Source organism: Streptomyces sp. NPDC060209, assembly GCF_042728155.1.
Lineage (GTDB): Bacteria > Actinomycetota > Actinomycetes > Streptomycetales > Streptomycetaceae > Streptomyces.
Genome location: NZ_JBHWZS010000250.1, coordinates 1 through 12,480, shown reverse-complemented (window position 1 = coordinate 12,480; position 12,480 = coordinate 1). Strand labels below are relative to the sequence as shown.

At 70.6% G+C, this 12,480-nt stretch carries 10 protein-coding genes and 1 pseudogene; 10 read left to right on the top strand and 1 reads right to left on the bottom strand.

Annotation, left to right across the window (positions count from 1 at the left end; translation table 11 throughout):
* Positions 1 to 69 (top strand): annotated as a pseudogene (locus tag ACFWFI_RS32945) (30S ribosomal protein S4); the annotation flags it as partial.
* Positions 70 to 83: 14 nt separating this feature from the next.
* Here ACFWFI_RS32945 and ACFWFI_RS32940 read toward each other — a convergent pair.
* Positions 84 to 2,300, bottom strand: coding sequence for an ATP-binding protein (locus tag ACFWFI_RS32940; protein ID WP_387397427.1), 2,217 nt, complete (start codon positions 2,298 to 2,300; stop codon positions 84 to 86).
* 239 nt (positions 2,301 to 2,539) lie between these two features.
* On the opposite strand from ACFWFI_RS32940, the gene ACFWFI_RS32935 reads away from it, so the two are divergent.
* From ACFWFI_RS32935 to ACFWFI_RS32895, 9 genes are all read left to right on the top strand, one after another.
* On the top strand, positions 2,540 to 2,989 hold the full coding sequence (locus tag ACFWFI_RS32935) for a DUF948 domain-containing protein (RefSeq protein ID WP_387397424.1): 450 nt from the start codon (positions 2,540 to 2,542) through the stop codon (positions 2,987 to 2,989).
* A 7-nt stretch (positions 2,990 to 2,996) separates the two neighbouring features.
* On the top strand, positions 2,997 to 3,293 hold the full coding sequence (locus ACFWFI_RS32930) for a DUF6167 family protein (protein WP_387397422.1): 297 nt from the start codon (positions 2,997 to 2,999) through the stop codon (positions 3,291 to 3,293).
* Positions 3,293 to 5,962: an alanine--tRNA ligase gene (alaS, locus tag ACFWFI_RS32925; RefSeq protein ID WP_387397419.1), complete on the top strand. Its 2,670-nt coding sequence runs from the start codon at positions 3,293 to 3,295 to the stop codon at positions 5,960 to 5,962. The genes ACFWFI_RS32930 and alaS overlap by 1 nt, the downstream gene beginning before the upstream one ends.
* Before the next feature lie 8 nt (positions 5,963 to 5,970).
* Positions 5,971 to 6,444, top strand: a complete 474-nt coding sequence (gene ruvX, locus ACFWFI_RS32920; RefSeq protein ID WP_387397417.1) for a Holliday junction resolvase RuvX — start codon at positions 5,971 to 5,973, stop codon at positions 6,442 to 6,444.
* 100 nt (positions 6,445 to 6,544) lie between these two features.
* A complete protein-coding gene (gene mltG, locus ACFWFI_RS32915) occupies positions 6,545 to 8,302 on the top strand; it encodes an endolytic transglycosylase MltG (RefSeq protein WP_387397413.1) in 1,758 nt (585 codons plus the stop codon).
* The gene (locus ACFWFI_RS32910) at positions 8,299 to 9,135 is read left to right on the top strand and encodes a shikimate dehydrogenase (protein ID WP_387397411.1); all 837 of its coding nucleotides are present in this window, start codon (positions 8,299 to 8,301) and stop codon (positions 9,133 to 9,135) included. Before mltG ends, ACFWFI_RS32910 begins: the two co-directional genes overlap by 4 nt.
* Positions 9,136 to 9,283: 148 nt before the next feature.
* Positions 9,284 to 10,468: a chorismate synthase gene (gene aroC, locus ACFWFI_RS32905; protein WP_387397408.1), complete on the top strand. Its 1,185-nt coding sequence runs from the start codon at positions 9,284 to 9,286 to the stop codon at positions 10,466 to 10,468.
* Complete coding sequence (gene aroB, locus ACFWFI_RS32900) at positions 10,465 to 12,111, top strand: 3-dehydroquinate synthase (protein WP_387397405.1); 1,647 nt, start codon at positions 10,465 to 10,467, stop codon at positions 12,109 to 12,111. The genes aroC and aroB overlap by 4 nt, the downstream gene beginning before the upstream one ends.
* On the top strand, positions 12,108 to 12,480 hold a 373-nt coding region (locus ACFWFI_RS32895), incomplete at its 3' end, for a type II 3-dehydroquinate dehydratase (RefSeq protein WP_387397402.1). The genes aroB and ACFWFI_RS32895, both read left to right, overlap by 4 nt.

Below are 12,480 nucleotides of genomic sequence, written 5' to 3'. Positions count from 1 at the left end.
GACCCGAACCGCAAGGAAATCCCGGTCATCTGCGACGAGCAGCTCGTCGTCGAGTACTACGCCCGCTGACGCAGGCGTAGCTCTCAACCGAGCTCGGGCCCGCCCCTCCCTGTTGTACGGGAGGCGGCGGGCCTTCGCGTTTCCCCGGCCGGCCCTGCGCCCGGGGCGCCCTCCGGGGCCGCGCCGTCGTCCTCCGGGGCCGCGCCGTCGTCCGCCCCGGCGTCGAGCGCCCGCGCCACCGCGGTCTGCGCGTCCAGCCGGCGGCCCGAGCGCCGCTCGACGTCGTACCGCGTGTCACCGAGCTCCGCCCTCGCCCGCTCCTCGCACTCGGCCCGGGGCCTGCCGTAGTGGGCGGATCCGAACAGGGGCAGGCCCACCGAGGGCCACATCCGGTCCGCCGCTCCCTGCAGCACCGCGGCCTCCGCCGCGTCGCCCTCGGTCACCGTGATGAGGGCCAGCAGCTCCAGCGAGAGGACCGTGCCGAGCAGGTCGTGGAAGGCGTGCGCGATGGACAGGGACTCCCCGAGCATCCGGCGCGCCCGCCCGCTCCGCCCCGACTGCAGGGCCGCGTAGCCCAGGACGTACAGCGCGTAGGCCAGGGTCCACCGCTCACCGTGGTCCTCGCAGATCTCACGGACCTCGTCACAGATCACCGCGGCCGCGTCCAGGTCCCCGCGGAACGCCACGGCCATGCCCAGCTCGACCTGGGCCATCAGCACGTTGCTGTTCAGCTCGCCGATCTCCCGGTAGCGCCCGAGCGCCTCGCGCAACAGCTCCTCGGCGCGCACCGGGTCGTCCGTGACGATCGAGAGGCAGCCCGTGCGGTGCACGGCGTAGGCCACGGCGGTGGCGTCCCCCGAGCGCTCCCCCTCCTCGCGGCACTCCTGCAGGGCCGACACCGCCGAGACCGGGTCCCCCTGCAGCACCGCGACGTAACCGAGCACCCACAGGGCCTTCAGCCGCGAATGGTCGTAGGGGGATTCCTCCTCCAGGACGTGGTCCAGCCAGTGGCGGCCCTCCGAGAGGCGTCCGCAGCCCGCCCAGTAGAACCAGAGAGTGCCCGCCAGATACTGCGCGAGATGGACCTCCTCCGGACTCTCCATCGAGCACTCCATCGCGCGGCGGAGATTGGGCAGCTCGCTGTCGATCCGGGCCGCGGCCTCCGCCTGTCTGGGGCTGAACCAGTCGAGCTCGCACCACGTCGCGAGCCCCAGGTACCAGTCCCGGTGCCTGCGGCGCAGCCGCTCGGCGTCACCGGTCGCCCGCAGCCACTCGGCGCCGTACTCGCGCACGGTGTCCAGCAGCCGGTAGCGGCTGCCGACGGCCGAGTCCTCGCGCAGCACCACGGACTGCGCCAGCAGTTCGTCCAGCACGTCCAGCACGGAGTCGGCGGGCAGGCCCGGGCCGCTGCAGATGTACTCGACGGCCTCCAGGTCGAACTGTCCGGCGAACACCGAGAGCCGTGCCCAGAGCAGCCGCTGCTCGGGAGCGCACAGCTCATGGCTCCAGCCGATGGCCGTGCGCAGCGTCTGGTGCCGGGGGAGCGCGCTCGGACTGCCCCCGGTCAGCAGCCGGAACCGGTCGTCGAGGCGGTGCAGCACCTGCTCCATCGTCAGGGCCCGCAGCCGTCCCGCGGCGAGCTCCAGGGCCAGCGGGATGCAGTCGAGCCGGCGGCAGAGCTCGCGTGCGGTCTCCCGGTCGCCGTCCGCCGGCCGGAATCCGGGGTAGACCGCGGCGGCGCGCCTGACGAAGAGTTCCAGGGCGTCGTCGTCCGTCATCGGCATCAGCGGGAAGGTGCGCTCGCCGTCCACCCGCAGCGGCCGGCGGCCGGCCGCGAGCACCTGGAGTCCCGGTGCCCGGCGCAGCAGTTCCCGTACGAGTTCGGCACACGTGTCGGCCAGATGCTCGAAGCCGTCGATCACGAGCAGGAGCCGGCGCTCCGCACAGTGCTCGATCAGCACGGCGCGAGGCGGCCTGCTGGTGTGGTCGGTCAGCCCCAGCGCGGTGACCAGTGCGTGTTCGAGCAACTCGGGGTCGTGGACGGCCGACAGCTCGGCGATCCACACACCATCGAAGTACCGTTTCTCCATGAGGGCCGCGACACGGGTCGTGATCCGGGTCTTGCCGACCCCGGCGACCCCCGCCACGGTGACGAGCCTGGACTCGCCCAGGAGTTCGGCCAGTTCGGCCAGTTCGGCGTCGCGTCCCACGAACGTGTTCAGCTCCGCCGGGAGATTTCCGCGCACAGGGGCGGGCTCCGCATCGTCGGGCGTGGAGGAGGGGCGCTGAGGGCGTCGCATGAAACACGCAGAGTACTGGCACATAAGCTCTCCGTACAATCTCCCCGCTTTCGGGACCCGCGCCGCCCGCCCGTAATGCGGTACGGCGCGCGACGCCCGGCGCGATAGGCTCGGGGGACGACGATCGGCAGTGGTGGCAGGACGCGCCGGCCGACCGGTGACAGGCAGATACCGGCGGGGAGAGGTCCCGGCCGATGCGGGCGACGAGCAGAGAGCGGTGCACTGTGTCCGGTGGAGAGGTGGCCGGCATCCTGGTGGCTGTCTTCTGGGCGATCCTGGTTTCCTTCCTCGCCGTTGTACTGGTGAGGCTGGCCCAGACGCTCAGGGCGACCACCGCACTGGTGGCGGACGTGACGGAGCAGGCGGTCCCGCTGCTCGCCGACGCCTCCGCCACCCTGCGTTCCGCGCAGACCCAGCTGGACAAGGTCGACGCCATCGCGAGCGACGTCCAGGAGGTCACCTCCAACGCCTCCGCGCTCTCCACGACCGTCGCCTCGACGTTCGGCGGCCCGCTCGTGAAGGTCGCGGCGTTCGGCTACGGGGTGCGGCAGGCGCTCGGCCGCCGCACCGCGGCCGAGCCGGAACCGGACCGCCGGACCTCCCGCCGCACCGTGATTGTCGGCCGTACCGTGCCGTCCGCCCGTGACAAGAAGCGGAACGGCCGAAGCTCCCGCGGACAGAAGGACTGACCCAGCGATGTTCCGCCGTACGTTCTGGTTCACCGCCGGCGCAGCCGCCGGTGTCTGGGCCACCACCAAGGTCAACCGCAAGATCCGGCAGCTGACTCCCGAGAGCCTCGCGGCGCAGGCCGCCGACAAGGCGATCGAGGCGGGTCACAAGCTGAAGGACTTCGCCCTCGACGTCCGCGAGGGCATGGTCAGGCGCGAGGCCGAACTGGGCGGGGCGCTCGGCATCGAGGCGGCCGACGACCCCGAACTCGTCACCCACCGATCACTTCCCTACAACTCGAACAACCGGAATGAGGACCACTAATGGAGTCGGCTGAAATTCGCCGCCGCTGGCTGAGCTTCTTCGAGGAGCGCGGCCACACCGTCGTGCCTTCGGCGTCGCTCATCGCGGACGACCCGACTCTGCTGCTGGTCCCCGCGGGCATGGTTCCCTTCAAGCCGTACTTCCTGGGCGAGGTCAAGCCGCCCGCCCCGCGCGTCACCAGCGTGCAGAAGTGCGTGCGTACGCCGGACATCGAAGAGGTCGGCAAGACCACCCGGCACGGCACGTTCTTCCAGATGTGCGGCAACTTCTCCTTCGGCGACTACTTCAAGGAAGGCGCCATCGAGTTCGCCTGGGCGGCGCTCACGAACTCCGTGGAGGACGGCGGCTTCGGGCTCGACCCCGAGCGGCTGTGGATCACCGTCTACCTGGACGACGACGAGGCCGAGCAGATCTGGCGCGACAAGATCGGCGTCCCCGCAGAGCGCATCCAGCGCCTGGGCAAGAAGGACAACTTCTGGTCCATGGGCGTCCCCGGACCCTGCGGCCCTTGCTCCGAGATCAACTACGACCGCGGCCCCGAGTTCGGCGTCGAGGGCGGCCCCGCCGTCAACGACGAGCGCTACGTGGAGATCTGGAACCTCGTCTTCATGCAGTACGAGCGGGGCGCGGGCGACGGCAAGGAGGACTTCCCGATCCTGGGAGACCTGCCGTCGAAGAACATCGACACGGGACTCGGCCTCGAGCGCCTCGCCATGATCCTGCAGGACGTACAGAACATGTACGAGACCGACACCCTGCGCGTCGTCATGGACAAGGCCACCGAGCTCACCGGCGTGCGCTACGGCGCCGAACACGGCTCCGACGTCTCGCTGCGCGTGGTCGCCGACCACATCCGCACCTCGGTGATGCTCATCGGCGACGGAGTCACCCCCGGCAACGAGGGCCGCGGTTACGTCCTGCGCCGCATCATGCGCCGCGCCATCCGCAACATGCGCCTCATGGGCGCCACCGGCCCGGTCGTCCGCGAGCTCGTCGACGTCGTCGTCGACACCATGGGGCAGCAGTACCCGGAGCTGATCACCGACCGCAAGCGCATCGAGACCGTCGCTCTCGCCGAGGAAGTCGCCTTCCTCAAGGCCCTCAAGGGCGGCACGAACATTCTCGAGACCGCCGTCACCGAGACCAAGGCCGCCGGCGGCCAGGTGCTGGCCGGCGACAAGGCGTTCCTGCTCCACGACACCTGGGGCTTCCCGATCGACCTCACACTGGAGATGGCCGCCGAACAGGGCCTCTCCGTCGACGAGGACGGCTTCCGCCGGCTCATGCAGGAGCAGCGGGACAAGGCCAAGGCCGATGCCAGGGCCAAGAAGACCGGCCACGCCGACCTGTCCGCCTACCGTGAGGTCGCCGACACCGCCGGCGTCACCGAGTTCACCGGCTACGCCAGCATCGAGGGCGAGTCGAAGATCGTCGGCCTGCTCGTCGACGGCGTGCCCTCGCCCGCCGCCACCGAAGGCGACGAGGTCGAGGTCGTCCTCGACCGCACCCCCTTCTACGCCGAGGGCGGTGGCCAGCTCGCCGACCAGGGGCGCATCCGGCTCGACACCGGCGCCGTCATCCAGATCCGCGACGTACAGCAGCCGGTCCCGGGCGTCTCCGTCCACAAGGGGTCGGTCCAGGTCGGCGAGGTGACCGTCGGCGCCTCCGCTTTCGCCGCCATCGACAACACGCGCAGGCGCGCCATCGCCCGCGCCCACAGCGCCACCCACCTCACGCACCAGGCCCTGCGCGACGCTCTCGGCCCGACGGCCGCCCAGGCCGGTTCGGAGAACTCGCCCGGCCGCTTCCGCTTCGACTTCGGCTCGCCCGCCGCCGTACCCGGCACGGTCCTGACCGACGTCGAGCAGAAGATCAACGAGGTCCTCGCCCGGGAACTCGACGTCCAGGCCGAGGTCATGTCCATCGACGACGCCAAGAAGCAGGGCGCCATCGCCGAGTTCGGTGAGAAGTACGGCGAGCGGGTCCGCGTCGTCACCATCGGGGACTTCTCCAAGGAGCTGTGCGGCGGTACGCACGTCCACAACACCTCCCAGCTGGGCCTGGTGAAGCTGCTCGGCGAGTCGTCCATCGGTTCCGGTGTGCGCCGCATCGAGGCCCTGGTCGGCGTGGACGCGTACAACTTCCTCGCCAAGGAGCACACGGTCGTCGCCCAGCTCCAGGAGCTGGTCAAGGGCCGCTCCGAGGAGCTCCCGGAGAAGATCGCCGGCATGCTCGGCAAGCTGAAGGACGCCGAGAAGGAGATCGAGAAGTTCCGCGCGGAGAAGGTCCTCCAGGCCGCCGCCGGGCTCGTGGAGTCGGCCAAGGACGTACGCGGTGTCGCGCTGGTCACCGGACAGGTGCCGGACGGCACCTCGGCCGACGACCTGCGCAAGCTGGTCCTCGACGTGCGCGGACGGATCCAGGGCGGCCGACCGGCCGTCGTGGCCCTGTTCACCACGGCCAACGGCCGCCCGCTGACGGTCATCGCCACCAACGAGGCGGCCCGCGAGCGCGGCCTCAAGGCCGGTGACCTGGTGCGCACCGCCGCCAAGACCCTCGGTGGCGGTGGCGGCGGCAAGCCGGACGTAGCCCAGGGCGGCGGCCAGAACCCGGACGCCATCGGTGACGCCGTCGCCGCTGTCGAACGCCTCGTCGCCGAGACGGCGTGACGTCGGACATGTCGCAGATGCGCCGTGGACGCCGACTCGCCATCGACGTCGGTGACGCCCGTATCGGGGTCGCCTCGTGCGACCCCGACGGGATCCTCGCCACGCCGGTGGAGACCGTGCCGGGACGGGACGTGACGTCCGCCCACCGGCGGCTCGGCCGCATCGTCGAGGAGTACGAGCCGATCGAGGTCATCGTCGGGCTGCCCCGCTCCCTGGGCGGCGGCGAGGGCCCGGCGGCGGCGAAGGTACGCGCTTTCGCCCAGGTGTTCGCCCGCGCGATCGCACCGGTCCCGGTGCGTCTCGTGGACGAGAGGATGACCACAGTGACGGCCGCTCAGGGGCTGCGAGCTTCGGGCGTGAAGTCCAAGAAGGGCCGGTCTGTCATCGACCAGGCTGCCGCTGTGGTGATCCTTCAGAACGCTCTGGAGTCCGAACGGGCGTCAGGCACTGCCCCGGGCGAGGGCGTCGAAGTGGTTGTCTGATCGCGATACGGTAACGTTCCGCGCGATGCGCCGGTGTTCGAATAGACACCGCACAGCAAAGCGAAGAGACGGAGCGTCGTCTCGCGGCTCAAGGGGATCGATGACTGAGTATGGCCGGGGCTCCGGCTCCGAACCGTGGCATCCCGAGGACCCCTTGTACGGGGACCAGGGATGGGGAGGCCACCAGGCTGCCCACGGCCAGGGCCAGTACGACGGCCAGCAGCAGCCCTATGCGCAGGACCCGTACGCCCAGCAGGGCTACCAGCAGGACCCGTACCAGCAGCAGCCGCAGCAGCACCAGCAGGATCCGTATGCGCAGCAGCACCAGCAGCAGTACGGCTCCCCGCAGGACCCCTACGCCCAGCAGCCGCAGAACCCTCAGCAGCCGCAGCACCCCCAGCAGCCGCAGCACCCCCAGCAGCCGCAGTACGACGGCGGCTGGGACACCGGCCAGCACACGGCGATGCCGTACGGGGCGCAGCAGCCCCAGTACGGCAACAACCCCGGCGGCTACGGCGAACAGGGCGACTACTACGGAACCCCCGAGGCCTACCCTCCGCCGCAGCCCCCGGGGCACCGTGAGCAGGCACCCCAGCAGCAGGGCCAGGACTGGGACCCGGACGTGCCGCAGGAGGAGACGCATCCTTTCTTCACGGGCGCGGACGAGCCTGCCGACGGGCGTGACTCCCGCTCCCGGTCCCGCGAGGACGACGAGTACGACGACGACCCGCGTGAGTCCCGCCGGGGCGGCGGCGAGCGTCGAGGCAAGGGCAAGAAGAAGAGCCGCAACGGCTGCGCGTGCCTGGGCGTCGCGGCGGTCCTCGTCGGCGGCCTCGGCGGGGTGGGCTACTTCGGCTACTCGTACTACCAGAGCCAGTTCGGCGCGGCGCCCGACTACGTGGGCGACGGCACCGGCTCGGTCGAGGTGGAGATCCCCGACGGTGCCTACGGGAACGAGATCGCGAACATCCTGAAGAGGGCCGGCGTCGTGAAATCGTCCGACGCCTTCATTTCCGCCCAGAACGGGAAATTCAAAGGAAAGTCCGTTCAAGCCGGTGTTTATCTCCTGAAGAAGGAGATGTCCGGCGAGAGCGCCATGGCCTTGATGCTGGACCCGAAGAGCCAGAACGCACTGGTCATCCCGGAGGGCACGAGTACCTCCGGTGTCTACGCGGCGATCGACAAAAGGCTCGACCTGAAGTCGGGTACCACGGCGGACGTCGCGAAGACGAAGGCCGAGAGCCTCGGGCTGCCTGAATGGGCGGACGACGACCCCGAGATCAAGGACCCGCTGGAAGGGTTCCTCTTCCCGGCCGCGTACGCGGTTCCCAAGGGTTCCAAGCCCGAGGACGCGTTGAAGAAGATGGTCACCCGGGCCAACAAGGAATACGGAAAGCTCGATCTCGAGCAGAACGCGAAGAAGCTGAATCTGGACTCACCGCTCGACGTCATCACCGTGGCGAGCCTCGTCCAGAAAGAGGGCAAGTACCCGCACGACTTCGAAAAGGTCGCGAGGGTGGTCTACAACCGGCTCAAGCCGGACAACCTCGAAACCGTCGGACGGCTCGAATTCGACTCGACGGTCAATTACATCCGGGCTGAGAGCACCCTGGACGTGGGGGCCGTCGACGACTTGCGGAAGATCGACGATCCGTACAACACGTACAGCATCAAGGGGCTCCCGCTCGGACCGATCTCCAATCCGGGCGCGGACGCGCTGCACTCGGCGATCAATCCGGCTGCCGGGCCCTGGTACTACTTCGTCTCCGTGACCGAGGACAAGACGGTGTTCGCGGTGACGAACGAGGAGCACGAGCGCAACCGCAAGAAGTACGAAGAGAACAAGGCAGACCAGTGAGCATCACCCGCCGCCGGGCCGCAGTCCTCGGCTCGCCCATCGCCCACTCCCTCTCTCCGGACCTGCACCGCGCCGCCTACGCGGAGCTAGGCCTCCAGGACTGGTCGTACGAGCGCTTCGACGTGGACGAGGCGGCACTCCCCGGCTTCGTCGAGGGGCTGGACCCCTCCTGGGCGGGCCTTTCCCTGACCATGCCGCTCAAGCGGGCGGTGATCCCGCTGCTGGACGGGATCAGCGACACGGCGGCGTCGGTCGAGACGGTCAACACGGTGGTCTTCACGGAGGACGGCCGACGGCTCGGTGACAACACCGACATCCCCGGCATGATCGCCGCCCTGCACGAACGCGGAGTCGAGAAGGTCGAGTCCGCCGCCGTCCTGGGGGCCGGAGCCACCGCTTCCTCGGCCCTGGCCGCCCTCGCCGAGATCTGCACCGGCCCGGTCACCGCCTATGTGCGCAGCGCGGCACGAGCCGACGAGATGCGGGGCTGGGGCGAACGTCTCGGTGTCGAGGTCAGGATCGCGGACTGGGCCACGGCAGGCGAGGCTCTGCACGCCCCCCTGGTGATCGCCACCACTCCGGCCGGCACCACGGACGCCCTCGCCGGCTCCGTCCCCGCCGCGCCCGGCACCCTGTTCGACGTGCTGTACGAGCCCTGGCCGACCGCGCTGGCCTCGCGCTGGGCGGCGACGGGAGCGGGCGTCGTAGGAGGCCTCGACCTCCTGGTGCACCAGGCCGTCCTGCAGGTGGAGCAGATGACCGGTCTGGACGCGCCGCTCGCCGTCATGCGGGCGGCCGGCGAGCAGGCTCTCGCGACGAGGGAACGTCAGTAGGACCGTCCGGAGACGGACCCCGAAACGTCCGTCTGCTGGACCGGCGGCAGGTCGCTCCTCCTGATCGTGGGAGGATCGGGGGTGGCGGGCCAGGGCCGCGCACCCGGTCGCGCCGTTGCAGTTACAGGCGCGAGCATGAGGAGCACCGTTGAGCAGGTTGCGCTGGCTGACCGCCGGAGAGTCGCACGGCCCCGCACTGGTGGCGACGCTGGAGGGTCTTCCCGCCGGTATCCCCGTCACCACGGAGATGGTGGCGGACGCGCTCGCCAGGCGACGGCTCGGTTACGGGCGCGGCGCCCGGATGAAGTTCGAGAGGGACGAGGTCACCTTCCTCGGCGGTGTCCGGCACGGCCTGACCATGGGCTCGCCCGTCGCCGTCATGGTGGGCAACACCGAGTGGCCCAAGTGGGAGCAGGTCATGTCGGCCGACCCGGTCGACCCCGACGTGCTGGCCGCGCAGGCCCGTAACGCCCCGCTGACCCGTCCGAGGCCCGGTCACGCCGACCTGGCCGGGATGCAGAAGTACGGCTTCGACGAGGCCCGGCCGGTCCTGGAGCGCGCCAGCGCCCGCGAGACCGCGGCCCGTGTCGCCCTCGGCGCCGTCGCCCGCTCCTACCTCAAGGAGACCGCGGGCATCGAGATCGTCTCCCACGTCGTCGAGCTGGCCGCGGCCAAGGCGCCCTACGGCGTCTACCCCAAGCCCTCCGACGTCGAGCGGCTCGACGCCGACCCCGTGCGCTGCCTGGACGCCGACGCGTCGAAGGCGATGGTCGCGGAGATCGACCAGGCGCACAAGGACGGCGACACCCTCGGTGGAGTCGTCGAGGTGCTCGCCTACGGCGTGCCCGTCGGCCTCGGTTCGCACGTGCACTGGGACCGCAGGCTCGACGCCCGGCTCGCCGCCGCGCTGATGGGCATCCAGGCCATCAAGGGCGTCGAGGTCGGCGACGGCTTCGACCTCGCCCGGGTGCCTGGCTCCAAGGCGCACGACGAGATCGTGGCCACCGCCGACGGGATCAGGCGCACCTCCGGCCGCGCCGGCGGCACCGAGGGCGGTCTGACCACCGGTGAGCTGCTGCGTGTCCGCGCCGCGATGAAGCCCATCGCCACGGTCCCCCGGGCGCTCGCCACGGTCGACGTGGTGACCGGAGAGGCGGCCAAGGCCCACCACCAGCGTTCCGACGTGTGCGCCGTTCCGGCGGCCGGGATCGTCGCCGAGGCGATGGTCGCCCTGGTGCTGGCCGACGCGGTCGCGGAGAAGTTCGGCGGCGACAGCGTGGCCGAGACCCACCGCAACGTGCAGTCGTACCTCTCCCACCTCCAGATCCGGTGAACGGCCCGCTGATCGTCCTGGTCGGCCCGATGGGGGTGGGCAAGTCCACCGTCGGTGAACTTCTCGCCGACCGCCTGGGCAGCGCCTACCGCGACACCGACGCGGACGTCGTGGCCACGGCGGGCAAGGCGATCCCGGAGATCTTCTTCGACGACGGCGAGGAGCGCTTCCGCGCTCTGGAACGGCAGGCGGTGCGGGACGCGATCGCCCAGCACACCGGTGTCCTCGCCCTCGGCGGCGGAGCCGTGCTGGACGGGGAGACCCGTGCCCTGCTCGCCGGCCGCCCGGTCGTCTATCTCTCCATGGACGTGGACGAGGCCGTACGGAGGGTCGGGCTGAACACGGCCCGCCCCCTCCTCGCCGTGAACCCGCGTCGGCAGTGGCGCGAGCTCATGGACGCCCGGCGCCCTCTCTACGAAGAGGTGGCCACCGCCACCGTCACCACCGATGCCCGCACCCCCGAGGAGGTCGCACAGGCGATCCTCGAGGCACTGGAACTGCCGGAGCGTACGGGCGAGCCCGTACCGTCCGGCCAGGAGAACCCAACGATGACCGAGCAGGGCACCACGCGCATCCAGATCGCCGGCACGGCGGGCACAGACCCGTACGAGGTGCTCGTCGGCCGTCAGCTCCTGGGCGAGCTGCCGAACCTCATCGGTGACCGGGCCAAGCGGGTCGCCGTCCTGCACCCCGAGGCGCTCGCCGGGACCGGCGAGGCGGTCCGTGAGGACCTCGCGGCCCAGGGCTACGAGGCCATCGCGATCCAGCTGCCGAACGCCGAGGAGGCCAAGACCGTCGAGGTCGCCGCCTACTGCTGGAAGGCGCTCGGCCAGACCGGCTTCACCCGCACCGACGTCATCGTCGGCGTCGGCGGCGGCGCCACCACCGACGTCGCGGGCTTCGTCGCCGCGTCCTGGCTGCGCGGGGTCCGCTGGATCGCCGTGCCGACGACCGTGCTGGCCATGGTCGACGCCGCGGTCGGCGGCAAGACCGGCATCAACACCGCCGAGGGCAAGAACCTCGTCGGTGCCTTCCACCCGCCGGCCGGGGTGCTCTGCGACCTCGCCGCACTGGACTCGCTGCCCGTCAACGACTACGTCTCCGGCATGGCCGAGATCATCAAGGCCGGCTTCATCGCCGACCCGGTGATCCTCGACCTGGTCGAGGCCGACCCCCAGGGCGCCCGTACGCCCGCCGGGCCGCACACCGCGGAGCTGATCGAGCGCTCCATCCGGGTCAAGGCCGAGGTCGTCTCCAGCGACCTCAAGGAGTCCGGCCTCAGGGAGATCCTCAACTACGGGCACACCCTGGCCCACGCCATCGAGAAGAACGAGCGCTACAAGTGGCGCCACGGCGCGGCCGTCTCGGTCGGCATGGTCTTCGCCGCCGAGCTCGGCCGGCTCGCCGGACGCCTCGACGACGCCACCGCCGACCGGCACCGCGCCGTCCTGGAGTCCGTCGGACTGCCGCTCACCTACCGCGGTGACCAGTGGCCCAAGCTCCTGGAGAACATGAAGGTCGACAAGAAGTCCCGCGGTGACCTGCTGCGCTTCATCGTCCTGGACGGCATCGGCAAGCCCACCGTGCTGGAGGGCCCCGACCCGGCCGTTCTGCTCGCCGCGTACGGGGAGGTCTCCGCATGACGACCCGCAGGGTCTTCGTGCTCAACGGCCCGAACCTCGGACGTCTCGGCTCCCGTGAGCCCGATGTGTACGGGGCGACGTCCTACGCCGGTCTCGTCGACACCTGCCAGGCCCTCGGCAAGGAACTCGGCTTCGATGTCGAGGTCCGCGAGACCAACGACGAGGGCGAACTGATCCGCTGGCTCCACGAGGCGGCGGACGGTTCGATTCCGGTCGTCATCAACCCGGGTGCCTTCACGCACTATTCGTACGGGATGCGCGATGCGGCAGCCCAGCGCACCGCCCCGCTGATCGAGGTGCACATCTCGAATCCGTACGCACGGGAGGAATTCCGCCACACCTCGGTGGTCGCCCCGGTGGCGACCGGGG